Genomic DNA, 24,126 nt, shown 5'->3' with positions numbered 1-24,126 from the left:
GGCAGCAGTTCACGGGATGAGATGGATGAATGACCGACATCTTGATCCGGGACGTCTCGGACGCGGCGCTGGCCGAGATCGATCGACTCGCGGCGGAGGCCGAGATCTCTCGTAACGAGTACTTGCGGCGCTGGGTGAACAACGGATTTCGCCAAACGGCCAAGGTGACACGAGCCGATCTGGCTCGTTTCGCCGAAATGGCCAAGGACCTGGCCGACCCGGAGATCATGCGCCAGGCATGGTCGTGAGCGTGCGGCCATGGCTGATCGATAAGTCTGCTCTCGTTCGCCTGGTAACCAGCCCGGATGCGGACGATTGGATCACGCGGATCGAGTGTGGTCTGGTGCGGATCACCACGGCAACGCTGCTGGAAACAGGCTTCTCCGCCAGGTCGGCAGAAGAGATGGATGTCTTACTCGATTGCCCTCCGGTCTCTGATATGCCGGTCGAATACCTCACCCCAGCTGCGGAAACGCGCGCGGTCGAGGTCTTGCGGCTGTTGGTACGCGGTGGAAGGCGCCGCGCGCCGTCGGTTCCGGACCTGCTGATTGCGGCCACAGCCGAACAGGCCAAGCTCACTGTGCTGCACCTGGACAAGGATTTCGAGCTGATCGCCGAGGTGACCGGGCAGCCGATGGAGCGCCTGCGCGTCGAATGACTCCGTCCGGCTGTGCCGACGGGTAGTTATCAGCGGCGAAATATGCTGTCGCGGAATCTGTTTCAGGCCGCGCGGAACGGATCATGTTCGGCCATCAACTTTTCCAGGCGCGCCTCGTCGATGCGGTGGTGGACGCGCGCGGCCTCGTGCTGGTCGCGCACGACCTTGGCGAGGGTGAACGTGCTGCTGACCAGAAAGAGCATGGTCATCAGCAGGAAGCCGCGCTGCCAGATGTCCAGCGGGAGGTAGACGATGCCCGCGGCGGTGGCGACGAAGGCGACGCCGAAGGCGATGGCGGCCTGGGCGAGGAAGGCCGAGGTGCTCTTGCTCGTGGTTTCGGGAGTGCTCATGGATCGAGTGTGCTCCAGCGCTGGGGCGGCCGGCCTGCGTACAACTACTCGAGACGGGCAGGTAGTTCGCGCAGTCGGTGATGTTCGGCTCCGCGCGACCTCCCAGGATTTCGGTGGGCCGGCGGCCATACTTGACGAGTGCTCGACACTTCCGAGACTTCGACGACGCTGCGTTCGCGCGGCGCCGACGTCGCTCGCAGGGCGTCCGGGCTGCTGCATCGCCTGGAGAAGGACGTCATCGGTCTCAACTATGCCGGACTGGTCGTCGCGACGGTGTTCTTCGCCTGGTCGGTTACGCCGTCGCTGCTGCCGCGCGACTGGCTTTTCCAGGGGCTGATCAGCGGTTTCAACGCCGTCATCGGATACGGCGTCGGCTGCGTGTTCGACTGGGCCTTCCGCCGGTGGGTCCGGCCGAAGCTGCCGTGGCCGCCGCCACCGCTGCGAGTGGAGTACGCGGTGAAGCTCACCGTACTGGTCCTGTGCGTCCTGACCGCGGGATACATGCTGGTGCTCTCGGCGGACTGGCAGCGGCAGATCTACGCGCTGATGAATATGACCGGCACCACCACCTCGGGTTATCTGCGTACGGGCGGGCTGAGTCTGCTGGTCGGCGCGGCGGTGGTCACGGTGTACCGGACGTTGCGGATCATCGTGCGGTTGCTGGCCCGGCTGCTGAGCCGCTGGGTGCGGATTCCGCCGCGGTTCGCGCCGACGGTGGGTGCGGCGCTGCTCGCCGTGCTGATCGTGTCGCTGTTCAACGGTCTCGCGATGCGGGCGTTCTTCGCGACGGCCAATTCGGCGTTCAGCGTGCGCAACGACAAAATGACTCCCTATGCTGTGCAGCCGCAGGTCCCGGAGCGTTCCGGCAGCCCGCAGTCGCTGGCCGCCTGGGACACGCTCGGCTCGGAGGGGCGCTGGTTCGTCTCGCACGGGCCCGATGCCTTCCGGATCGGCGCCGTCACGGGAAGGCCTGCGCTGGAACCGATTCGCGCCTATGTCGGCCTGGACTCGATGAAACACGGTGAGAGCCAACCGGATCTGGCCGTGGCCGAACTCGAGCGGACGCACGCGTTCGATCGCAAGGTGCTGGTGGTGGTCACCACGACCGGTACCGGATGGGTGAATTCCATGACGGCCAACGCGATCGAGTACATGTACGGCGGCGATACCGCGATCGTGGCCTCCCAGTATTCGTATCTGCCCAGTGTGCTGTCCTTCCTGGCGGACCGGCAGAAAGTCGCCGAGTCCGGGCGCGCGATGTTCGACGCGATCTATCGGGCGTGGTCGCGGCGATCACCGCAAACCCGGCCGAAGCTGCTGGTATACGGTGAATCGCTGGGGTCGCAGGGTTCCGAGGCCGCCTTCTCCGGGCTGGCCGATCTGCGCGCGCGGGTGGACGGTGCGCTGTGGGTGGGGCCGCCGAATTCGAACCGGTTGTGGAGTCAGTTCGTCACTCGGCGTGATCCCGGATCGCGCGAGGTCGAGCCGGTCTATGCCGACGGACTTGTGGTGCGTTTCGCCGCGAACGCCGCTGATCTGTCCAAACCCTCTGCGGAATGGCGGCTTCCGCGTATCGCCTATCTGCAGCACGCGTCGGATCCGATCGTGTGGTGGTCACCGGATCTGATCTTCTCCCGGCCGAATTGGCTGTCGGAACGGCGCGGTTCGGATGTGTCCACACAGATGCGCTGGTGGCCTTTCGTGACCTTCTGGCAGGTCGCCGTCGACCTGACCAATGCCCAGGGCGTCAGCGACGGCCACGGACACAACTACGGCAGTCTCGTTCTGGACGGCTGGGCCGCGGTGCTGCCGCCGCCGGACTGGAATCCAGACCTCGAGGAACGGATCCGCACCCGGATCGAACTGTCCGAAGCCTTCGAACGCGCCGTCAAGTGACCGCGAGAACCCTTGCTGCCATGGCCCTTCCGGTGCTGTGGAACGGTTGGCTGCTGCCGCGTCTGCGTCTCGGTGTGCGTGGACGCACCGTCGCCACCGCCGCTTTCGCCACGGCCTACGCCGCCGGGTTCGGCGTGCGCGGGTGTCACTGTCCGCGGAAGCCGGCCGATCGCCGATTGGACAGGCGAGCGCAGTCTTCGCGCGAATTATTCTGGGGCGCATCGCTTTTCTGTGCTGTCGGTGCGGGATATTCGGTGGCGCTGGTTATTCCGCCCGCACGCAGGGCGCTGGCCGAACTCGGCGCGGCCGGCCCGGAGGTCGGCATGCTCGAATGGGTGGGCGTGCACATCCCGGTCGGCACCGTGTACAGCGAGGAACTGATCTTCCGGTGTTCCCTGGACGCGCTGCTGACCGAGACCGCCGGCTCGAACGGGATCTGGCTCGGCGCAGCATGTTTCGGCCTCTGGCATATCGGTCCCGCTCGTGCGGACGGAGACGGCGTGCTCATGACGGTCGCCGCGACCACGGTCGGCGGCCTGGCTCTGAGCTGGTTGCGCCGTCACTCCGGCGGTGTGGTCGCACCGGCATCGCTGCACCTGGCCCTCAACGCGGCCGGTGCGATCGCGTCCCGGTCGGCGCGGCGGTCTCTTGCGCGCTGTGCGCCGCAGCGCGCGGGGACGGGCCGGGCCGGGACCGCCGGCGCCGAGTTTTCGTGAGTATTCCCGCCGCGGGTTCCCACGGTATGGAAATCGGGCTCGGGTCGGATTGTCGGAATTCAGGTACAGTACCTGCGTTCCTCGCATTTCCGAGCCTCGTGCCGACGAAAGGTTGCCGATGGTGTTGTCTGCCTGCTAGGTGATTCGTCGCATCCGGTCGAGAAGATTTCGGCGAATTCCATGCGAGCGAATCGCGTGATGGGGCCGACTTATCGATTCGGGGCGCTCTGGCTGGTCTGACGTGCGGGGAGCTGGCCGTGACCGCATGCGGTGCCGCCGTGGAACGGTATTCGCATCCGGAGTCTCGTGCGGTATTTCGCTGTCCGGGGAATCCGATTCCGAATTAGGTCCGGACCGGAAATCGACCACTTGTCCGCGCGATCACCGATTGCGTCGGACGGTGGTATTTCGCAATTTCGTTCATCAATCCCGATTCGTGCAGGAGAACGCCCGATGAAGACCATGAAGAAGTTCGCCGCCACCGCCGCGCTCGCGATCGCGACGCTCACCGTCGCGGCGGGCACCGCATACGCCGACACTCCGGCCGCGAACGCTCCCGCCAAGCCCGGTGCGACCGTGAGCACCGATGTGCTGCCCGGTATCCACTACACGGCGAACGTGGTGGACCACTCGGTGGTGCTGCGCACCGACGGCGGCAAGTTGGTCACCCGTGGCAATCAGTTCGAAATCCTCGACGGCAGTGGGCATCTCGCCTTCGGTATGCCGCTGACGTATCAGCTCGACCGCAAGGACTGGCCGATCGCCGCGAAGATCGACGCCGCCGGCCGGACCGTGACGCTCACGCCCAGCCGCAACCCCGCCGACGCGGTCACATCCACCCGGCCGGAGTTGAAACCCGTGTTCTCCCAAGAGGATTTCAACGAGGCCGTCGGCGTGGCCGCGAATCAGGTCGGCCTCGCGACCGGCATCGGCGTCCTGGTCGGCACCGCCATCGGGCTGGTCGGCGGATGTGTGGCCGGAGCGGTCGTCGGCACGGCGCTGATGCCCCCGCTGTTCCTGGCCGGCGCCCCCGGCGGCTGCCTCGCGGGCGCCGTCGCGGGCGCAGCGCTGGGCGTGGCTGCCGGCACGGTGATCGTCGGCGGCCCGGTCGCGGTGGTCTCGGTCATCCAGTTGTTCAACACCGTCACCGCGGGCAAGTGATCCGTTTCCCGCTGTCCCCGCCGCGACCGCAGGGGACAGCGGGACCGGTCACTCGAACGTGCCGGATCGGCCACACGCCCGCCGCTCTGCGGCCGTGGGCGATGTAGGCCGGCCGTCCGTGTCACACCCGCTGGGTAATCTCGCGATCGTGGCGCGACGAGGTGTGGTTGATCCGGCGGAGGTGCGGGCGGCGGTGGTCGCTGTGAGCGGGTGGTTGCAGGAGGAGTCCGCCCAGGCTCCGGCGCGGACCGAACTCGCGGCGGCGGTGCGCGGTACCGCGCGCACACTCGCGGCCAACGCGCCGGGGGCGTCGGTGGAGGTGCGGGTGCCGCCGTACGTGGCGGTGCAGTGCATCGAGGGACCCAGACACACCCGCGGCACCCCGCCGAACGTGGTCGAGACCGATCCGCGCACCTGGTTGCTGCTGGCGACGGGCCTGCTCACCTATCAGCAGGCCGTCGATTCCGGGGCGTTGAGCGTGTCCGGTATCCGCGCCGCCGAACTCGCGCACTGGCTACCGCTCGTCCCGCTCTGACTCTCGCGGGCGTAAGGCGGGCTGTGCGGTGTGGTTCAGCGGTTTGCGCTCGAGTCCCTTGTGGTCGTAGTACCGGGTGATGCACAGCCCCAGCACCAGCCCGATGGCCAGTCCCAGTGCGGCCATCCAGAATCCGCGCGCCAGTCCGGCGTCGGCGCTGCCGTTGAAGTAGAGGATCGAGCGGGTGCCCAGGAACACCTGGTGCATCGGCTCGAACGAGGCCAGCCAGCCGAAATACCGCGGAGTCGCCTCGATCGGGATGGTGCCGCCGGAGGACGGCAGGCCCAGGATGATGAACACGATCATGTTGACGATCAGTCCCGAGGTGCCGATCGCGGCGAGTACCGCGGTACAGGTGAAGCCGACCGCGAGCATCACGAACGCACCGTAGAGGAACAGCGTCAGCGGCTTGTCGATCTGCATGCCCAGCGTCTTGCTGATTCCCATCAGCACCGCGGAGACGATCACCGACATGGTCGCGACGGCGGCCCATTTGAGCAGCAGCGTATGCGTCCGGGAGATGCTCGCGCGCGGATAGTGCAGGTACCAGGGACCCCATTCGGTCGGCAGGAAGCCCAGCGCGGAGTCGATCAGCTGATGCACGATCATCGCGCCGACCATGCCGATCAACAGCAGCAGCAAACCGTAGAAGAAGGCCGTCAGACCCTGACCGGAGCCGCCGGGCAGCGGGCGGAACTGGTCGGTCACGATATTCAGCGGGTGGGCCAGCACTATCCGCGTCGCGCCCGAGAGCGCGGGCGCCGCACCGCCGCCGGGCGGGACCAGTTGCGCCTGCACCTGTTCGGTCAGCTGTTTGCCGACGGTGTCGTCGACCTGCGTCAGCGCCTGATTGCCGAAACGCTGCACGATCTGCGTGGCGAACGCGCCGGTGCGCGGATTGGTCTGCAGGGTGATGATCGGGCGTTCGATATCGCCCGGCAGGACACTGCCGGCGCCGAGGATGCCCAGACGTTTGGTGAAGTCGCTGGGGATGATCACCGTGCCGTAGAGCTTGCCGGCCTGCATCTGCAGCTGCGCCTCGTTCAGGCCCAGCACCCGCAGGTCGATCTTGTCCGTGGGTACGGCCTTGCGCAGTCCGTCCTCGACCTGATCGCCGAAATTCACGTGCCGGCCGCTGATCGTGTCGCCGACGTCCTGATTGACCAGTGCGATCGGGAAGTCGTGCAGATTCTTCTCCGGGTCGATGACGTAGTCGAGATACATCACACCCAGCAGCGCGCCCAGCAGGGTCATCACGATGATCGGAAAAGTCCATCTGACCGGGCTCAGCCGCCGAGGTTTCGCAGGCACATCCGCACTGTCCGTAGACGCCACTCCTGGCACGGTAGCAGCAAACCGCGTGCCACCCGGGTGATCCCGGCGGAGGTTTCGCGCGGATGACCCGTAGAATGATGGAAGCCACCAGCCCGCCGAACTTGGAGCAAACGGTGACCAACGACGATCTGTCGGTCGAGAGCCAGAATCCACCCGTCGAACCCGACTCGGATCGGCCCGAGAACGAGCCACGCGAGGAGTGCGGCGTCTTCGGTGTCTGGGCTCCGGGCGAGGATGTGGCCAAGCTCACCTACTACGGTCTGTACGCATTGCAGCACCGCGGTCAGGAGGCGGCGGGCATCGCGGTCTCCGATGGATCGCAGGTGCTGGTGTTCAAGGATTTGGGCCTGGTGAGCCAGGTGTTCGACGAGCAGACGCTGGCGGCCATGCCCGGCCACGTCGCGGTCGGTCACTGCAGGTATTCCACCACCGGCGCGGTCACCTGGGAGAACGCTCAGCCGATCTTCCGAACCACCTCCGTCGGCACCGGAATCGCCTTGGGGCACAACGGAAATCTGGTCAATACCGCCGAACTGGCCTCGCGCGCACGAGAATTCGGCCTGATCAACCGGATGCCGGGCTCGGTCGCGGCCACCTCGGATTCGGATGTGATGACCGCGCTGCTGGCGCACGCGGCCACCGACAAGAGCATCGAGCAGGCCGCGATGGAACTGCTGCCGACGCTGCGCGGCGCGTTCTGCCTGACCTTCATGGATGAGCACACGCTCTACGCCGCCCGCGATCCGCACGGTGTGCGGCCGCTGTGCCTGGGCCGGTTGGACCGTGGCTGGGTGGTTGCCAGCGAGACCGCCGCGCTGGATATCGTCGGCGCGTCCTTCGTGCGTGAGATCGAGCCGGGCGAACTGCTGGCGATCGACGCGGACGGGGTGCGTTCCTCGCGGTTCGCCAATCCCGAGCCGAAGGGCTGCGTCTTCGAATACGTCTACCTGGCCCGCCCGGACAGCACTATCTCCGGACGTTCGGTGCACGCCACGCGCGTGGAGATCGGCCGCCGCCTCGCCGGTGAGCATCCGGTCGAGGCCGATCTGGTCATCCCGGTCCCCGAATCCGGCACCCCGGCCGCGGTCGGGTACGCCCAGGGGTCGGGCATACCCTACGGCCAGGGGCTGATGAAGAACGCCTATGTCGGGCGCACGTTCATCCAGCCCAGCCAGACCATCCGCCAGCTCGGCATCCGGCTCAAGCTCAACCCGCTGCGCGAGGTGATACGCGGTAAACGCCTCGTCGTGGTGGACGATTCGATCGTGCGCGGCAACACCCAGCGCGCGCTGATCCGCATGCTGCGCGAGGCCGGGGCGTTGGAGATCCACGTCCGCATCGCCTCGCCGCCGGTGAAGTGGCCGTGCTTCTACGGCATCGACTTCGCCTCGCGCGCGGAGCTGATCGCCAACGGGGCCGAGTGCGAGGGTTCGGTCGAGGAGATGGTCGAGAACGTGCGTCGCTCGATCGGCGCGGACACCCTGGGCTACATCTCGCTCGACGGGATGGTCGCGGCCACCGAACAGCCGCGGTCGCGGCTGTGCTGCGCGTGCTTCGACGGCCAGTACCCGATTCCGCTGCCGACCGAGGCCGCGATCGGAAAGAATGTCCTGGAGACGCTTCTCGGTGACAAGTCCGAGTCCCAGCTGCTGGGTGAGAACGCGAATGCGAGCGCCCTGAGCCGGCCGTAGGCCTGCGCAATTTCCGCACAGTCGACTAATTGTTGCGAAACGCAACATATCCGCAACGCCCTGGCGGTACTGTCCCGCCATATCGAAGTTGGCGCGACCGCACCCGTCCCGTGACCCGGAACGGTGCGCGTCGCGTGTGCGAGATGAGGGACAGTCATGCGGTTAGCGGCGACACAGGCGTCGGCGGCCCGATCGGGCCGAGTGAAAACTATTGCGGCAGTAGGAATGGCGGGACTCGCGCTGGTCGCGGTCGCCGGGTGCGGTGCCGGCCGCACCAACGGCGGCGGCAGCGGCAGCGGGCTGGTCATCGGGACCACGGACAAGATCTTCTCGCTGGATCCCGCCGCGGCCTACGACCAGGGTTCGTACGTGCCCGAGACGCAGGTCTACCAGCACCTGCTGAACTTCGCCCCGGGGGCGACCAATCCGACCCCCGATGCGGCGCAGAAATGCGAGTTCGCCACGCCCACCACGTATTCCTGCACGTTGAAGCCCGGACTGAAGTTCGCCAACGGCGATCCGCTGACCTCGGCCAGCGTGAAGTTCTCCTTCGACCGGATGGTGAAGATCAACGATCCGAACGGGCCGGCCTCACTGCTGGGCAATCTGGATCACACCGACGCCCCCGACGCGAATACGGTGACCTTCACCCTGAAGAACGCCAACGACCAGACCTTCCCGGCGATTCTGCCGACCCAGGCGGGCCCGATCGTGGACGAGAAGGTGTTCCCGGCGGACAAGGTCATGGACGACGACGCGATCGTCAAGGCCAAGCCGTTCTCCGGGCCGTACACGATCAGCAGCTACGACAAGAACAAACTCGTTCAGTACCAGGCCAATTCGGGATACAACGGGATCCTGGGCACGCCGAAGACCGCGACGGTCTCGGCCAAGTACTATGCCTCGGCCGACAATCTCAAGCTCGACATCCAGAACGGCAACATCGACGTCGCCTATCGCAGTCTGAGCCCGACCGATCTGGAGTCGCTGCGCAAGAACGACAAGGTCGAGGTGCACGAGGGCCTGGGCGGCGAGTTGCGCTACATCGTGTTCAACATGAACACCATGCCGGGCGGCACCCCCGAGCAGAAGCTGGCGATCCGGAAGGCCGTGGCCTCCAGTGTCGATCGCGACGCGCTGTCCACCGGCGTCTACAAGGGCATGTACCAGCCCGCGTATTCGACTGTGCCGCAAGGCTATGAAGGCGCGACGGAACCGTACAAGGATCTCTACGGGGCCAAGCCGAACAAGGCCGCGGCCGCCAAATTCCTCGCCGACGCCGGGGTGCAGACACCGGTGCAGCTGAATCTGCAGTACAACCCGGATCATTACGGCGGCAGCAGTTCCGAGGAGTATGCCGCGATCAAGAACCAGCTCGAGGCGACCGGGCTGTTCACGGTGAACCTGCAGTCCACCGAGTGGGTGACGTATCAGAAGGAGCGCGCCCGCGACGGCTATCCCGAGTACCAGATGGGGTGGTTCCCGGACTTCCCGGATCCGGACGACTACCTGACCCCGTTCTTCGCCCCGAACAACTTCCTGCAGAACCACTTCGAGGATCCGAGCATCACCTCGCAGCTGACCGCCGAGATCACCCAGCCGGACAAGACGCAGCGCGTCGCGATCCTGCAGCAGGTCCAATCCGATCTCGCGCAGAAGTTCATTCCGGTGCTGCCGCTGCTGTCCGGTAAGCAGATCGCGGTGTCGGTCAAGGGCGTCAAGGGCGTGGAGAGCACGCTGGATCCGTCCACCAAGTTCCGCTACAGCGTGCTGAGCAAGTGACGAGCACGGCGACCGTGCGGGAGCCGGACGCCCCGGCCCCCGCCTCGAATACGCAGCGCCGCAATGGGTCTCGCTACGGTGTGCTGCTGCGTTATCTGGGTGTGCGACTGCTGCTGATCGTGCCGACGGCCTGGATCCTGGTCACGGTCGTCTTCTTCCTGATGCGGGTGGTCGGCGATCCGATCAGCGCCGCGCTGGGCGGGCGGCTGCCACCGGAACAGATCGCCGAACGCAAGCGCGCGGCCGGATTCGACCGGCCCATCCTGACCCAGTACTGGGACTACATCTCCGGGCTGGTGCGCGGGGATTTCGGTCGCTCCCAGGACAATCGGGCGATCAGCGACATCATCACCAGTTACGGTGCGGCCACGCTGGAACTGGTGGTGTGGGCGCTGATCGTGGCCTTCCTGGTCGGGATTCCGCTCGGGCGGCTGGCGGCCAAGCGCCGGGACAAGCCCGTGGACGTGGGGTTGCGGCTGTTCGCGATCCTGGTCTACGCCGCGCCGGTGTTCTTCGTCGGACTGTTGCTGAAACTGGTCTTCGCGATCGAGCTGGGCTGGCTGCCGGTGGCCGGGCGGGCGAGTACCAATGTGGAACTCGCGCTGCAGAACGTCTCGCCGAAGACCAATATCCTGTTCATCGACGCGATCCTCTACGGCGACAGCGGATACCTGCTCGACGTGGTGAAACACGCTGTCCTGCCCGCCATCGCGCTCGGGCTGCTGACCGCGGGGATCTTCCTGCGGCTGGTGCGGATCAATCTGATCCAGACCCTGCGCAGCGATTTCGTGGACGCGGCGCGGGCGCGCGGACTGTCGGATCGGGTGGTGACGGGGCGACACGCGTTCCGCAACGCCATGATTCCGATCGTCACCGTGATGGGGATGCAGATCGCGATGATGCTCGGCGGGGCGGTGCTCACCGAGATCACCTTCGAGTGGAAGGGCCTGGGCTATCAGCTCGCGCAGTATCTGCAGGCCCGCGATTTCGTCGCGGTGCAGGGCATCGTGGCATTCCTGGCACTGGTCGTCGCGGTGATGAGCTTTCTGGTGGATATCGTTGTGGCCCTTATCGATCCGAGGGTGAGGTTCTAGGTGACCGCTCCTGAGCTACTGGCCGAGCCGGTCGTCGTGCCGCCGGCGCCGCGGCGCGGAATTCCGGGGACGCGGCTGTTCTCGCTGACCTCCGGATTGCAGCGGGTGACGTTGATCGCCGGGCTCGCCCTGATCGGGCTGTTCGTGATCGTCGCGGTGTTCGCGCCGCTCATCGCACCCTACGGATTCGCCCAGATCTCCGATCACGGCGTGGATTTCGTGCGGCAGCAGGCGCCCTCGGCGCAGCACTGGTTCGGCACCTCGGTGCGCGGGGAGGACGTGTTCTCCCGAGTGGTCTACGGCGCGCGCACCGCGCTGATCGTCATCGCGATCTCGCTGGTGTTGTCGCTGTTCGTCGGTGTGCCACTGGGTTTGGTGTCCGGATACGTCGGGCGCTGGGTGGACCGGGTGCTGGTGCTCTTCATGGACGCGATGTACGCGTTTCCCACGCTGCTGCTGGCGATCGTGGTGTCGATCGTGGTGGCGGGCGGCAATTCGTCGAGTTTCGGCGGTGTGCTGTCGGCGGCCGTGGCGATCACGGTGATCTATGTGCCGCAATACTTCCGGGTGGTGCGCAACGCGACGGTCGCGGTGAAGACCGAGCCGTACGTCGACGCCGCGCGGGTGACCGGCGCGTCGATCGGGCGAATCCTGTTCCGGCACATCTTCCCCAACGTCACGCAGTCGCTACCGGTGATCATCACACTGAACGGCTCGGAGGCGATTCTGACGCTGGCGGCGCTGGGATTTCTCGGTTACGGCATCGAACCCACGCAGGCCGCGGAATGGGGTTACGACCTGAACAAGGCGTTGGCCGATGTCTCCGACGGGATCTGGTGGACGGGAATTTTCCCCGGTGTGGCCATCGTGCTGGTCGTGCTGGGGATGACGATGGTCGGGGAGAGCTTGAACGAGGCGCTCAACCCGTTGCTGCGGACGCGCCGGGCGGCCGCCGGCGCGACTTCCGCCGGGAACGATGCCGGAGGCGGGAATGACTGAGACATCCGAACGTACCGCGGCCCTGTCGATCACGTCGCTCTCGGTCACCTTCAGCACCGATGCGGGAACGGTCGATGCGGTGCGTGATGTGTCCTACGAGGTGTTCCCCGGCGAGGTGCTCGCGATCGTCGGGGAATCAGGCTCGGGGAAATCGGTGAGCTCGCGCACCGCGATCGGACTCCTGCCGCACACCGCCCAGGTGCGTGGCACGGTCACCGTCGGCGCGCACGCGATCACCGCGCTGTCGGACAAGCAGCTGACCGCGATCCGCGGCGGTGAGATCTCGATGGTGTTCCAGGAGCCCGGCGCCGCCCTGGACCCGCTGTTCACCGTCGGCTTCCAGATCGCCGAAGCCGTTCGCGCCCATACGAATACGAGTCGCCGAGCGGCCAAGGCCCGCGCGGTCGAACTGCTGCGGACGGTCGGGCTGCCCGATCCGGAGCATCGGGTCGACTTCTATCCCCATCAACTCTCCGGCGGCCAGAAGCAGCGCGTGATGATCGCCATCGCGATCGCGTGCGAGCCGAAGGTGATCATCGCCGACGAACCCACCACCGCGCTGGACGTCACCGTCCAGGCCGAAATCCTGGAACTGCTGCGCGATCTGCGCGATCGGATCGGCAGCGCCGTCGTCCTGATCACCCACAACATGGGCGTGGTCGCGGATCTCGCCGATCGCGTCGTGGTGATGCGTTCGGGCCGGGTGGTGGAAACCGCACCGGTCGACGAACTCTTCGCCGCCCCGCAGGAGCAGTACACCCGCGATCTGCTTGCCGCCGTCCCGCATCTGGGTGCCGGTCTCGAACCCACCGCCGAGCCGGTGTCCCCGATCGCGCCGCAGGTGGATTCGACGGCGGCGCGGCCGCAGGCGCCCGAGCATGCCGATGATTCGGTCTCCGGGCCGGCGGGCGTCGAGAGCCTGCCGGTCGAGCAGGGTGTCGCGGGCGAAGCGCCGGGTGCGGGCTCGGTTGCGGCCGGGGGAGGTGCGGTGGCTGCGGGAGTGGGGTCGGATGATTCGGTTGCCGGGCCGGTGGCCGTCGAGGGCGCGGCGGCCGGGGAAGGGGCGGTCGAGCAGGGTGTCGCGGGCGAAGCGCCGGGTGCGGGCTCGGTCGTGGCCGGGGAAGGTGCGGTGGCCGAGGGGGTAGGGGCGGCCGAGGTCCGAACGGTCTCCGAAACCGTGCTCGAGGTGCGCGATCTGGTGGTGGAGTTCCCAGGTTCGCTGGGGCGGACGGCTTTTCGTGCGGTCGATGCGGTCACCTTCGGCATCGCGCGTGGTGAAACCCTCGGCCTGGTGGGCGAATCCGGATCGGGGAAGACGACGATCGGGCGCTGTGTGGCTGCGCTGCAACGGCCTTCGTCCGGGGTGATCCGGGTGCAGGGGCAGGAGCTGACCGGACTGTCCGAGCGGAAGTTGCGCCCGGTGCGCAAGCGGCTGGGGTTCGTGTTCCAGGACCCCGCGACATCGCTGAATCCGCGGTTGACCGTGGGACAGTGCGTCGCCGAGCCGCTGGTGGTGCATCGCGCGGCAGGCGGAGCCCGACTGCGTTCGCGAGTGCGGGAGATCCTGGACGCGGTGCAGCTGCCCGAAGGCACCGAAAAGCGTTATCCGCATGAGCTTTCCGGTGGCCAGCGGCAGCGCGCGAGCCTGGCGCGGGCATTGGTGCTGAATCCGGACCTGCTCATCGCGGACGAGCCGACCAGCGCCCTGGACGTCTCGGTGCAGGCTCGGGTGCTCGAGCTGTTCGCCGAGCTGCAACGCGAATTCGGCTGGGCCTGCCTGTTCATCAGCCACGATCTCGCGGTGGTGGATCAGCTCGCCGAACGAATCATGGTGCTGCGCAACGGTTCCGTCGTCGAGTATGGCACTCGCGACGAAATCCTGCGGCACCCGTCCCAGGACTACACCCAGCGCTTGGTCGCGGCCGTACCGGTCCCGGACCCGGTCGAACAGCGCCGCCGCCGCGCCGCCTCGGCCGCCCTGTTCGCAGCGGACAACACGGGGTGACCCACCGGGTGCGGTGCGCAGGACTCGTCTCCCCAGGCGGAAGCCGCTGCACCGCACCCTTTCCGGGCGGACGCTGGGCCGGTGGTAGGTATCGGCCGAGCGTTCACCGATCCGGGGCGGCGGCCGGTGCCGGACTGCCGCCGCCCCACCGGATTTCGCGGTCGCTCACCTCATGCACGCCCGTGCCGATCGGCCGTTCGGTGTGCAAAGCCCTTGCGTATGTATCGAATTCGCGGCAGGTTGCGGTGCGCGGCGCAGATGTGGGCTCGGCCGCGATCAACGCTGGGACAGACGGGGCCGGGTGTCTCGACGAGTGCCGGGGTGGTGTGGATGTGGCTGCCCACGTGTGGTTTCCGCTGAGCGCGGCTGTCGGCGATCGGGTTCCAGAGCCGGGATTCGGGATCAGGTCCCGGGTGCGGCCGGGGGGCGCAGCAGGCCGCCGATCATCAACAACATGCACTGTTCCGCTTCCGCGCGTGCGGTTTCCGGATCTGCGGCGTTGGCCACGAGCATGCCCGCTTCGGTCACCGCGCTCAGGATCAGGTGCGCCAGCACGCGGACGGGCGCGTCGACGGCCAGGCCCGCCGCCACCGCGCGTTCGAGCAGGTCGGTGATCAGGCCGAGGCCGTGGCGGCTCTCCATCTCGCGCCAGCCCGCCCAGCCCAGGACGGCCGGGCCGTCGGCCATCGCGATGCGTACCGTTTCCGCGCGGCTGCACATATCCAGGAAGGTGCGCAGGCCGACGGCCATCGCGGCCATCAGATCGTCCGGATCGGGCAGGGCCGCTACGGCACGCTCGATCTCGGCGGTGTTGTCGGCCTCGAGTTGTTCGAGCACGGCCAGGAACAATCCTCTCTTGTCGCCGTAGTGATGGTGCAGCGCTCCGCGGGTGACTCCGGCCTCGGACACGATCTCCTCGGCCGACACGCCCGCGTAGCCGCGCTCGGCGAACAGCCGGTAACCGGCCTGTTCCAGTGCGGAGCGGGTGCTGCGGGAGCGATCCTCCTGACTACGGCGTGGCATGCAGCCGAGTGAACTCCACGATCAACGCGGTGAGCAACTCGGGCTGATCCTCGGCGATGAAGGTGTAGGAATCCTCGATGGTCCTCAGGGTCGCGTTGGGCAGGTCGCCCGCGAGCCGTTGTGCGAAGGACAGTTTGAACGCCTTGTCCTCGGGCGCCCACGCCAGCAGGATCGGCAGGTCCAGTTCTCCGAACCGCTCGGCGGCGGCCAGGGTGTAGCGGTTGTGCACCCCGCGCACGAAGCGGCGCAGATCCGCCCGCACCGCGGCCGAGCCGCGACTGGGCAGCAGATACGAATCGGTGATCTCCGCGGGCGGCTGCCGCTTGGTGACCAGGCCGAAAGCGATCGGCAACCGCAGTGCGGGCCGGAAGCGCATGAGTTCGAGCATCGCGCGCAGCAGACCCGGGACCGCGGCGAGCCGGGGCAGCGGGGTGAACGGCTGCGGGAAGAACTTCTCGTACGCGTCGCAATTGGTGAGCACCACGCGTGCGACTCGGGATCGGTTGCGCGTCAACAGGATCTGCGTTATGGCCCCGCCGGTGTCATTGGCCACCAGCGTCACGTCCCGCAGGTCGAGCCGGTCGAGGAAGGCGGCGATGAGATCGGCCGCGCCAGTGGGGGACAGGTCCGCGTCCGGCACCGCGATGGTGTGCGCGCCGAACGGCCAGTCCGGGGTGATGCATCGATGTCCCGCCGCGGCGACACCGGGCACCACCTTGCGCCACAGGTCGGCGTTGACGAGCAGCCCGTGCACGAACACCACCGGATCGCCGGTGCCGGTGTCGTGATAGCGGATCCGGGCGCCGGGCAGGTCCACATGATCGATCGGTCCGAGTGCGGTACTGGTTGCCATGATTCCTCCGGGGGTCGCGGGTGGTTGTTCGCTCAGATTCACATACATACGGTATGTATGTCAATGGTCGACGTGGTCCGCGAACAGCGCGCCGACGGGCGGAATTACCGGTGGCGCGGGTATGCCGCATCCGGATAAGGGGGCTGGACAGCGGCGTAATCGCAGCGGCGAGATTTTGTCGATCTGCCAAGCCGATACCGGTGCCTGCCCGTTACTCCGCTCCGGTAGCGTGATCAGGCATCTATCCGCCGATTCGGTTTGGAGCTTTCCCCGAAAATGACTGAGCAGACCCCGAGTGGTGCCGGTATGGACGACCGGGGCGGCGCTTCGTACGCTGCCGCCGGTGTGGATATCGAGGCGGGTGACCGCGCAGTCGAGCTGTTCGCGCCCCTGGCGCGCAAGGCCACCCGGCCCGAGGTACAGGGCGGCCTCGGCGGATTCGCCGGACTGTTCGCACTCAAGGGCGGCTACCGCGAGCCGGTGCTCGCCTCTTCGACCGACGGCGTCGGCACCAAACTCGCGGTCGCGCAGGCCATGGACAAGCACGACACGGTCGGGCTGGACCTGGTCGCCATGGTCGTGGACGACCTGGTCGTCTGCGGCGCCGAACCGCTGTTCCTGCAGGACTACATCGCGGTCGGCAAGGTCGTCCCGGAGCGGGTGGCGCAGATCGTGTCCGGTATCGCGGAGGGCTGCGTCCAGGCCGGATGCGCACTGCTCGGCGGGGAGACGGCCGAACACCCCGGCCTGATGGAGGACGACCACTACGACATCTCGGCGACCGGCGTCGGCGTGGTCGAGGCCGACGCGGTACTGGGTCCGGATCGGGTGCGCCCCGGTGACGTGGTCATCGCCATGGGTTCCTCGGGTCTGCACTCCAACGGCTACAGCCTGGCCCGCAAGGTGCTGCTCGACATCGACCGGATGTCCCTGGCCGGCCATGTCGAGGAATTCGGCCGCACCCTCGGCGAGGAATTGCTCGAGCCCACGAAGATCTACGCCAAGGACTGCCTGGCGCTGGTCGCCGAGACCGATGTGCGCACCTTCGCGCACGTCACCGGCGGCGGGCTGGCCGGCAACCTGTCCCGGGTGCTGCCCGCGGGCCTGGTCGCCGAACTCGACCGCGGCACCTGGAACCCGGCGCCGGTGTTCAAGCTGATCGCCCAGCGCGGCCGGGTCGAGCGCTCGGAGATGGAGAAGACCTTCAACATGGGCGTCGGCATGGTCGCCGTCGTCGCCCCGGAGGACGCCGATCGCGCCCTCGCCGTCCTGACCGCGCGCCACATCGCCTGCTGGACCCTGGGCACAGTGAAGAAAGCCAAGGACGCCGACTCCGATCGGGCCATCCTCCTGGGCGAACATCCTCGGTTCTGACGATGTGATCGACCCCGGACCGAGACCGCCGGCTGCTGCGACGGTCTCGTCCGGTGGCGGACGGCGCCCGGTAACTCATCGGGTACGCCGAGGTAGCTCGCTACCTACCGCCTGCCCGAAACGCAAAATTCCCCGCACCGCACGACTTTGCCGAAGTCGCGGGAAAGCGGGGAGGCACCGAAGTCCCGGTAGGAAAAACGGGACGTCGATGCGATATGGAGCCCATCAGCTGGTGTGGCGAATCCACCAACCGGGCCGGAGACAGTACTGACGTGTGAAGGGGGAGGCCGGTGTAGCCTCCCCCTTCACACGTCGGTCCAGGTCAGCGGCGCCAGTTGTCGTAGTCGTCGTCGGTGTCGTTCCAGCGTGACAGCGAATCGTCGCCGTCGTGCTCGTCGGACAGCACATCACCGCGCTGCGAGTTGTGGGAGTGTCCCGACAGCTCGCGCTGAAGGCTCGTGAAGTCGGTCGATGGCGAGCTGTACTTGAGCTCGCGAGCGACCTTGGTCTGCTTTGCCTTAGCCCGGCCACGGCCCATGGCTGACCCCCTCACGTCACTGCGGAGCGGCCTGGGGTGGTTTGGCGGCCCCGTTCGAATTAATACTCTTCCTGACAGACACTTTAGCGTGTGTCACGCGGTCGCGCTTCCAGGAGTGGTCGAAGACTCCCGATCCGTCCGCGTTTGCCGGGTTGTCGCCCTCGGTCAGGAGTTATCCGAACAGGCCGGGCACCGCGCGGATCACCCCGACCCGCGCACCCCCGCCGAGCACCGCGGGAGTCGCCAGATCCGCGTGCGCATCGGTCCACTCGACCCCCATCCGGCGCAGAATTGCCTGCGTCAGGGGCATGCGGGCGCGGTCGTGACCGTCGTCGATCTTGTACGCGAACGCGCGTCCGTCCGGCAGCGCACCCGCGTGCACGCCGTCCGCGCCGATCTTGCAGACCAATCCGGGGGTGGCCCGCATGGTCAGCAGGTCCGGGCCGTCCGTGCCGGAAATCACTCGCGGATTCGCCCGGATCGCCTCGGCGACGCGCCGCTGCGGCGTTCCGGGCTCGCCGGTCGCCATCGACGCGTAAGCGCGGGCCAGGTTCACCAGCGAGACCGGCACGATCGGCAGCCCGCAGCCATCGATGCCCAGGTCGGTCTCCGGCTCTCCGGTGATCTCGGCGATCGTCGCGGACACCGCCTGCTGCAGCGGATGCGCCGAATTCAGGTAGCCGGTCGTCGGCCAGTCGTTGATCTTGCAGGTCGCGAGCATGGCGGCGTGTTTGCCCGAACAGTTCATATAGATTTTGCGCGCGGCCTTCGCGCGGTCCTGCCCGGCCAGTGCCTGGGCTCGGGCGAGCTCGTCGGCGGGCAGATCCGGCGGGCATTCGAGCTGATCCTCTTCGAATCCGAACCGGTCCAGCAGGCGCTGCACCAGTGCCACATGGTCCGGCTCGCCGAAATGCGACGCGGTCGCGATGGCCAGCTCCGCCTGATCCACGGGCTCGAAACCGTTGCGCAGCAAGGTGATCGCCTGCATCGGCTTATTGGTCGAACGCGGGAATATCGGCAGATGCACTTCGCCGAGTGCGATCTCCGGCTCGCCGTCACCGTCCAGCACCACCACCGAACCGCGATGCACGCACTCGCGGAACCCGGACCGCACCACCTCGACAAGCTCGACGCTCACGACCGCACCTCGCCGGCGCTCGGCTCCGCCGTATGCGTCGCGCGCTGTCTCGATGATTCCCCCCGCTGCGCTGCGTTCATCGCCCACGCAACCTCTCCACCGCGAGGCGACCGGCCTGCGGTTCGTCGTCCGCGGGGATCGAATCCGGATCGATCGCCGCGGCCATCGGCCCCGCCTCGAGCCGGGCGTCGGCGGGAACGGCCCGCTTGATCAGGGCCAGGGCGATGGGGCCGAGTTCGTAGTGGTCGACGAGGGTGCCCAGGCGGCCCACCGCGCGCCCGCCCGCGGTCACCGGATCGCCGGCCTCCGGACGGGAGTCGGCCGATCCATCCAGATGCAACAGCACCAGACGACGCGGCGGCTTGCCGAGATTCTGCACTCGCGCGACCGTCTCCTGACCGCGATAACAGCCCTTGTTCAGATGGACCGCGCCGAATTCGTCGACTCCGCCGATCCAGCGAACCTCGTGCGGGATGGTGCGATCGTCGGTGTCGACTCCGATGCGCGGTCGCGCGGCCGCCACCCGGAGCGCCTCGAACGCCCACAGCCCGGCCGGGACCACACCCGCGCCGGTCAGCCGGGCCCACCAGGAACTCAGCTCTTCGCGCGGGACGAGCAGGTCGAAACTGTCACCGGTGGGCCATGGCATACGGCGCAGGAATCCGCCGGACGGTAGCGCAATTGCGCCATACGTCGGCGGTAGCTGTTCCACGCCGAGCGTCTCGGCGAGTGCGGCGATTGCGGGGCCGAGCAGGGTCAGTACCGCGTGGTCGGGCGCGGCCTCGGGTTTCGCGTCGGCCCAGAACACCATCTTGCGCAGATAGTCCAGCAGAGCCTGGCCGCGTTCGCCCTCGGTGTCGACCCACAGCGTGCCGTCCAGATCGGTGAGCACGAAATGGTGCAGCACTCGTCCGTTCAGGTCCAGATCCAGGTCCTCGGCCGATTCGCCGTCGCCGAGGTCGGTGATGTGCTGGCTGGAGATGGTGTGCAGCCAGGACAGCCGCTCCGCGCCGGTGATGGTGAACACGAACCGATGCGACCGATCGACCACGGCCGCGCGCTCGACCGCGGCTCGCTGTTCGCCGAACGGATCGCCGTAATGCCAGGCGACCGCGGCGTCTGGGGTGCCGGGCGGGCCCGCGACGGCCCCCGAAACGGTCAGCAGCGGACTGGGCGGGAGATCCACGGACACGTCATCCACAATAGGCGACTTCGGACTCCGGGGTCGGCGCGCGATGCGCGGTGAGATTTCACGACCCGTTTGCTGTGGGGTTCCTCACTGGTTGCCGGGTGATCGGGGTGCGTGTGATGGTGACCGACGGCAGTTCGGTACCCTCTCGCGCGGGCGTCCGTTCGCCTAGGCTGCTGCCCATGGTGGATCGAGTTCTGGTGACACTCGACGGCGCGGTCCAGGACCCGGACGCGCCGTTGCTCTCTGCGGACGACTTCGGCGCACTGCGCGGTGACGGCGTCTTCGAAACGGTTCTGGTGCGTGAGGGCAAGCCCTGTGCGTTGGAACTGCATCTGGCCCGGCTGCGTCGTTCGGCGCAGATTCTGGAGCTACCGGAACCCGATCTCGGCCAATGGCGTTCGGCGGTCGAGATCGCGACCAAGGAGTGGGGCGCCGAGCACGAGGGTCAGCTGCGCATGGTGCTGACCCGCGGTCGCGAAAGTACCGGTCCCGCATCGCGAGTCACCTCCGGCGCCCTGTCCGGGACTCCGGACTCGACCGCCTACGTCCTCGTCGCCGCCGTCCCCGAACGGGTGAACAAGGCTCGCACCGAAGGGGTTTCGGTGATCACCCTGGCGCGCGGGATCTCGGTCGATCTGGCGCAGAGCGCGCCGTGGTTGCTGATGGGCGCGAAATCCCTGTCGTACGCGACGAATATGTCCGCGTTGCGCTTCGCCGCCCGCCAGGACGCGGACGACGTCATCTTCACCAGCACCGAGCACCGTGTGCTGGAGGGCCCGCGTTCGACCGTGGTGATCCAACGCGACAAGGAGTTGCTCACCCCGCCCGCGAAACACGGTGTGCTGCCGGGCATCACCCAGCGCGCGCTGTTCGCCGAGGCCGAGCGTGCGGGCTGGAAATGCGAGTACAAATCCTTCTTCGTCGCGGACCTGATCACCGCGGAGAGCGTGTGGATGTTGGGTAGCGTCACACTGGCCGCGCGGGTGGCATCACTCGACGGGCTGCGGATGTCCGCTCCGGACTGTGCCCCGGAAATCAGTGAACTGGTCGATCGTGGTGTCGCGCGATCGTGGAAGCTCGCCGACTGGTGAGGTCCGACACGTGCGCGTCGTGACCTAGGACTCGTTGTTTCGGAGGGTATCCGGCGTAGCCTTTACTACGACATGTAGTAGGGGCAGGAGGCCGGATGAGCGTTGTCGACATATCGCGGTGGCAGTTCGGTATCACCACCGTTTATCACTTCATGTTCGTGCCGCTCACCATCGGCCTGGCGCCGCTGGTCGCGGGGATGCAGACCGCCTGGGCGGTCACCGGCAAGGAACATTGGTACCGGCTGACGAAGTTCTTCGGCAAGCTGTTCCTGATCAACTTCGCGCTGGGTGTCGCGACCGGCATCGTGCAGGAATTCCAGTTCGGGATGAACTGGAGCGAATATTCGCGATTCGTCGGTGACGTCTTCGGCGCGCCGCTGGCGATGGAGGGCCTGGTCGCCTTCTTCATGGAGTCGACGTTCCTGGGCCTGTGGATCTTCGGCTGGACCCGGCTGCCCAAACTGGTGCATCTGGCCACGATCTGGCTGGTCGCGATCGGAGTGAACGCCTCGGCGTACTTCATCATCGCGGCCAACTCGTTCATGCAGCACCCGGTCGGCGCGGTCTACAACCCGCTGACCAAACGCGCTGAGCTGCACAGCATTTCGCAGTTGCTCGGCAACAACACCGCGCTGGCGGCATTTCCGCACGTGGTCGCGGGATCGTTCCTCACCGCCGGGACTTTCGTCGCCGGGATCGGCTGCTGGTGGATGGTGCGCGAGGCGCGCCGGGGCCGCGGCGCGCCCGGCGGGCCCGGAGGCGGCAGCTTGCGTAACCACGCAGGGATCTCGGAAACGCCGCCATCGGACACTGTCGAGCTCGCACACGACATCTGGCGCCCGGCCGCGCGCATGGGTATGTGGGTGGTCATCATCGCGGGAGTCGTCCTGGTGTTCACCGGCGACGTGCAGGGCAAGCTGATGTTCAAACAGCAGCCGATGAAGATGGCCTCGGCCGAATCGCTGTGCCACGGGCAGACCGATCCGGACTTCTCGGTGCTCACCGTCGGCACGCACAACAACTGCGACAGCGTCACCCATCTCATCGAGGTGCCGGGCGTGCTGCCCTGGCTGGCCGAGGGCAAATTCAGCGGCGTGACCCTCGGCGGGGTGAAGGACCTGCAGGTCAGTTACAACAAGAAGTACGGTTCGGGTGACTATCGGCCGAACCTGTTCGTGACCTACTGGACGTTCCGCGCCATGATCACCTGGGCCGGCGGCTCCGCGCTGATCGCCCTGCTCGGCCTGTGGCTCACCCGGCGCGGTCGGATCCCCGGACAACGCTGGTTCGGTCTGCTGGGCCTGCTGGTCATCCCGACGCCCTTCCTGGGCAACAGCGCCGGCTGGGTGTTCACCGAGATGGGGCGTCAGCCGTGGGTGGTCGCGCCCAATCCGACCGGTGATCCGAGCATCCGGATGACGGTGCAGCAGGCGGTATCCGGGAACACCGCGGGATCCGTGGTGACCTCGCTGATCGTGTTCACCGCGCTGTACGGGGCGCTCGCGGTCGTCTGGTTCTTCCTGATGCGCCGGTACGTCGTGGAAGGGCCCGAGGAGGTCACCGCCGCGGTGAACGCGGAAGACGGTGCCGTGGAAAAGCTTTCGTTCGCCTACTGAGGGAGTCGAGGCAATGAGTCTGCCGGAATTCTGGTTCCTGCTGATCGGTGTGCTGTTCACCGGCTATTTCGTGCTGGAGGGCTTCGACTTCGGCGTCGGCATGCTGATGCCGATCCTGGGTCGCGGGTCCGAAACGCGAAAGCGCGTGGTGCTCAACACGATCGGGCCGGTCTGGGACGGAAACGAGGTGTGGTTGATCACCGCGGGCGGCGCGCTGTTCGCGGCGTTCCCGGAGTGGTACGCGAGTCTGTTCTCCGGGTTCTATCTCGCGCTGCTGCTGATTCTGGTGGCGCTGATCGTGCGGATCGTCGGCATCGAATACCGCAGCAAGATCGACGATCCGCGCTGGCGGGCGGCATGTGACGCGGCGATCGTCTTCGGATCCTGGGTGCCCGCCCTGGCCTGGGGACTGGCGTTCGCGAACATGGTGCACGGCGTGAAGCTGAACGAGCACAAGCAGATCGGGGGAAACCTGCTCGATCTGCTCGGGCCCTACGCGCTGCTGGGCGCGCTGACCACGGCACTGCTGTTCCTGCTGCACGGTGCGGTGTTCATCGCGCTCAAGACCGGTGGCGAGGTGCGCGAGAGCGTGCGCCGGATCGCGCGGCTCGTGATCGTCCCGACCGTGGCCGCGGTGGCGGCCTTCGGACTCTGGACGCAGCTCGCCCACGGTACGGGCTGGACGTGGATTCCGTTGGCGCTGGCCGTGTTCGGGCTGGTCCTCGCGGCCGCGTCGACGTCGCGCGGGCGGGACGGCTGGGCGTTCACCGGGACCGCGCTCACCGTGGTGGCGGCGATCGTGCTGCTGTTCGGTGCGCTGTTCCCGTACGTGTTGCCGTCGAGCGTCGATCCGTCGTTCGGGCTGAGCGTCGACGGCCGGACGGTGGACGGGCATCGGACCGTGAGCGCCTCCTCGACGCATTACACGCTCATGGTGATGAGTTGGTGCGCGCTGATCGTGACGCCCGTCGTGCTGCTGTACCAGGGCTGGACGTACTGGGTGTTCCGGAAGCGGTTGACGGTCGAGCAGATTCCACCGGCGACCGGGCTGCCGCTACAGCGCAGCGCCGTGGGCTGAG

22 protein-coding genes are annotated in these 24,126 nt (G+C 67.2%); 15 read left to right on the top strand and 7 right to left on the bottom strand.

Going from position 1 to position 24,126, the window contains the following annotated elements; all coding sequences use genetic code 11:
* Positions 1 to 29: 29 nt before the first annotated feature.
* Positions 30 to 248, top strand: coding sequence for a type II toxin-antitoxin system VapB family antitoxin (vapB, locus tag AC5WS7_RS23340; protein WP_495956681.1), 219 nt, complete (start codon positions 30 to 32; stop codon positions 246 to 248).
* Positions 245 to 658, top strand: coding sequence for a PIN domain-containing protein (locus AC5WS7_RS23335; RefSeq protein WP_495956680.1), 414 nt, complete (start codon positions 245 to 247; stop codon positions 656 to 658). The genes vapB and AC5WS7_RS23335 overlap by 4 nt, the downstream gene beginning before the upstream one ends.
* A gap of 62 nt (positions 659 to 720) precedes the next feature.
* On the opposite strand, the gene AC5WS7_RS23330 is transcribed toward AC5WS7_RS23335, so the two are convergent.
* On the bottom strand, positions 721 to 1,008 hold the full coding sequence (locus AC5WS7_RS23330; protein WP_495956679.1) for a YiaA/YiaB family inner membrane protein: 288 nt from the start codon (positions 1,006 to 1,008) through the stop codon (positions 721 to 723).
* A 138-nt stretch (positions 1,009 to 1,146) separates the two neighbouring features.
* On the opposite strand from AC5WS7_RS23330, the gene AC5WS7_RS23325 reads away from it, so the two are divergent.
* The 4 genes from AC5WS7_RS23325 (at position 1,147) to AC5WS7_RS23310 (ending at position 5,316) form a co-directional block, all read left to right on the top strand.
* On the top strand, positions 1,147 to 2,904 hold the full coding sequence (locus AC5WS7_RS23325; protein ID WP_495956678.1) for an alpha/beta hydrolase: 1,758 nt from the start codon (positions 1,147 to 1,149) through the stop codon (positions 2,902 to 2,904).
* Between the two features lie 254 nt (positions 2,905 to 3,158).
* Positions 3,159 to 3,620 (top strand): CPBP family intramembrane glutamic endopeptidase, encoded by a 462-nt coding sequence (locus tag AC5WS7_RS23320; RefSeq protein WP_495956677.1) that lies wholly within the window; start codon positions 3,159 to 3,161, stop codon positions 3,618 to 3,620.
* Positions 3,621 to 4,073: 453 nt separating this feature from the next.
* Positions 4,074 to 4,781: a DUF8020 domain-containing protein gene (locus tag AC5WS7_RS23315; protein WP_495956676.1), complete on the top strand. Its 708-nt coding sequence runs from the start codon at positions 4,074 to 4,076 to the stop codon at positions 4,779 to 4,781.
* A 148-nt stretch (positions 4,782 to 4,929) separates the two neighbouring features.
* On the top strand, positions 4,930 to 5,316 hold the full coding sequence (locus AC5WS7_RS23310; protein ID WP_495956675.1) for a sterol carrier family protein: 387 nt from the start codon (positions 4,930 to 4,932) through the stop codon (positions 5,314 to 5,316).
* Here AC5WS7_RS23310 and AC5WS7_RS23305 read toward each other — a convergent pair.
* Complete coding sequence (locus AC5WS7_RS23305; RefSeq protein ID WP_495956674.1) at positions 5,296 to 6,627, bottom strand: YhgE/Pip domain-containing protein; 1,332 nt, start codon at positions 6,625 to 6,627, stop codon at positions 5,296 to 5,298. The two genes, AC5WS7_RS23310 and AC5WS7_RS23305, sit on opposite strands and share 21 nt — an antisense overlap.
* 137 nt (positions 6,628 to 6,764) lie before the next feature.
* Between AC5WS7_RS23305 and purF the strand changes: the two genes are divergently transcribed.
* The 5 genes from purF to AC5WS7_RS23280 all read left to right on the top strand — a co-directional run bounded on the left by purF (position 6,765) and on the right by AC5WS7_RS23280 (position 14,222).
* On the top strand, positions 6,765 to 8,342 hold the full coding sequence (gene purF / locus AC5WS7_RS23300) for an amidophosphoribosyltransferase (RefSeq protein ID WP_495956818.1): 1,578 nt from the start codon (positions 6,765 to 6,767) through the stop codon (positions 8,340 to 8,342).
* A gap of 225 nt (positions 8,343 to 8,567) precedes the next feature.
* Positions 8,568 to 10,124, top strand: a complete 1,557-nt coding sequence (locus AC5WS7_RS23295) for an ABC transporter substrate-binding protein (protein ID WP_495956673.1) — start codon at positions 8,568 to 8,570, stop codon at positions 10,122 to 10,124.
* 80 nt (positions 10,125 to 10,204) lie between these two features.
* A complete protein-coding gene (locus AC5WS7_RS23290) occupies positions 10,205 to 11,218 on the top strand; it encodes an ABC transporter permease (RefSeq protein WP_495956817.1) in 1,014 nt (337 codons plus the stop codon).
* A gap of 18 nt (positions 11,219 to 11,236) precedes the next feature.
* Positions 11,237 to 12,217 (top strand): ABC transporter permease, encoded by a 981-nt coding sequence (locus AC5WS7_RS23285; RefSeq protein WP_495956816.1) that lies wholly within the window; start codon positions 11,237 to 11,239, stop codon positions 12,215 to 12,217.
* Entirely contained in the window at positions 12,210 to 14,222 is a 2,013-nt protein-coding gene (locus AC5WS7_RS23280) for a dipeptide ABC transporter ATP-binding protein (protein ID WP_495956672.1), read from the top strand. The genes AC5WS7_RS23285 and AC5WS7_RS23280 overlap by 8 nt, the downstream gene beginning before the upstream one ends.
* Before the next feature lie 402 nt (positions 14,223 to 14,624).
* On the opposite strand, the gene AC5WS7_RS23275 is transcribed toward AC5WS7_RS23280, so the two are convergent.
* A complete protein-coding gene (locus AC5WS7_RS23275) occupies positions 14,625 to 15,245 on the bottom strand; it encodes a TetR/AcrR family transcriptional regulator (RefSeq protein ID WP_495956671.1) in 621 nt (206 codons plus the stop codon).
* The gene (locus AC5WS7_RS23270) at positions 15,232 to 16,098 is read right to left on the bottom strand and encodes an alpha/beta fold hydrolase (RefSeq protein ID WP_495956670.1); all 867 of its coding nucleotides are present in this window, start codon (positions 16,096 to 16,098) and stop codon (positions 15,232 to 15,234) included. Before AC5WS7_RS23270 ends, AC5WS7_RS23275 begins: the two co-directional genes overlap by 14 nt.
* 276 nt (positions 16,099 to 16,374) lie before the next feature.
* Between AC5WS7_RS23270 and purM the strand changes: the two genes are divergently transcribed.
* Entirely contained in the window at positions 16,375 to 17,472 is a 1,098-nt protein-coding gene (gene purM / locus AC5WS7_RS23265) for a phosphoribosylformylglycinamidine cyclo-ligase (RefSeq protein WP_495956669.1), read from the top strand.
* Positions 17,473 to 17,794: 322 nt separating this feature from the next.
* Here purM and AC5WS7_RS23260 read toward each other — a convergent pair whose 3' ends face one another.
* From AC5WS7_RS23260 to ygfZ, 3 genes are all read right to left on the bottom strand, one after another.
* Complete coding sequence (locus AC5WS7_RS23260) at positions 17,795 to 18,010, bottom strand: DUF3073 domain-containing protein (RefSeq protein WP_067886875.1); 216 nt, start codon at positions 18,008 to 18,010, stop codon at positions 17,795 to 17,797.
* Positions 18,011 to 18,182: 172 nt separating this feature from the next.
* Entirely contained in the window at positions 18,183 to 19,148 is a 966-nt protein-coding gene (locus AC5WS7_RS23255; protein WP_495956668.1) for an asparaginase, read from the bottom strand.
* Positions 19,149 to 19,224: 76 nt separating this feature from the next.
* Positions 19,225 to 20,352 (bottom strand): CAF17-like 4Fe-4S cluster assembly/insertion protein YgfZ, encoded by a 1,128-nt coding sequence (ygfZ, locus tag AC5WS7_RS23250; RefSeq protein WP_495956815.1) that lies wholly within the window; start codon positions 20,350 to 20,352, stop codon positions 19,225 to 19,227.
* A 167-nt stretch (positions 20,353 to 20,519) separates the two neighbouring features.
* On the opposite strand from ygfZ, the gene AC5WS7_RS23245 reads away from it, so the two are divergent.
* From AC5WS7_RS23245 to cydB, 3 genes are all read left to right on the top strand, one after another.
* Positions 20,520 to 21,431: an aminodeoxychorismate lyase gene (locus AC5WS7_RS23245; RefSeq protein WP_495956667.1), complete on the top strand. Its 912-nt coding sequence runs from the start codon at positions 20,520 to 20,522 to the stop codon at positions 21,429 to 21,431.
* A gap of 95 nt (positions 21,432 to 21,526) precedes the next feature.
* Positions 21,527 to 23,047 carry a cytochrome ubiquinol oxidase subunit I gene (locus tag AC5WS7_RS23240; RefSeq protein ID WP_495956666.1) on the top strand — a complete coding sequence of 507 codons (1,521 nt, stop codon included), beginning with the start codon at positions 21,527 to 21,529 and terminating at the stop codon, positions 23,045 to 23,047.
* Between the two features lie 13 nt (positions 23,048 to 23,060).
* A complete protein-coding gene (cydB, locus tag AC5WS7_RS23235) occupies positions 23,061 to 24,125 on the top strand; it encodes a cytochrome d ubiquinol oxidase subunit II (RefSeq protein WP_495956665.1) in 1,065 nt (354 codons plus the stop codon).
* Position 24,126 lies beyond the last annotated feature (1 nt).

The sequence above is a fragment of the Nocardia sp. PLKS1-43 genome (assembly GCF_059510335.1).
This window is presented reverse-complemented; position numbering and strand designations above follow the sequence as displayed.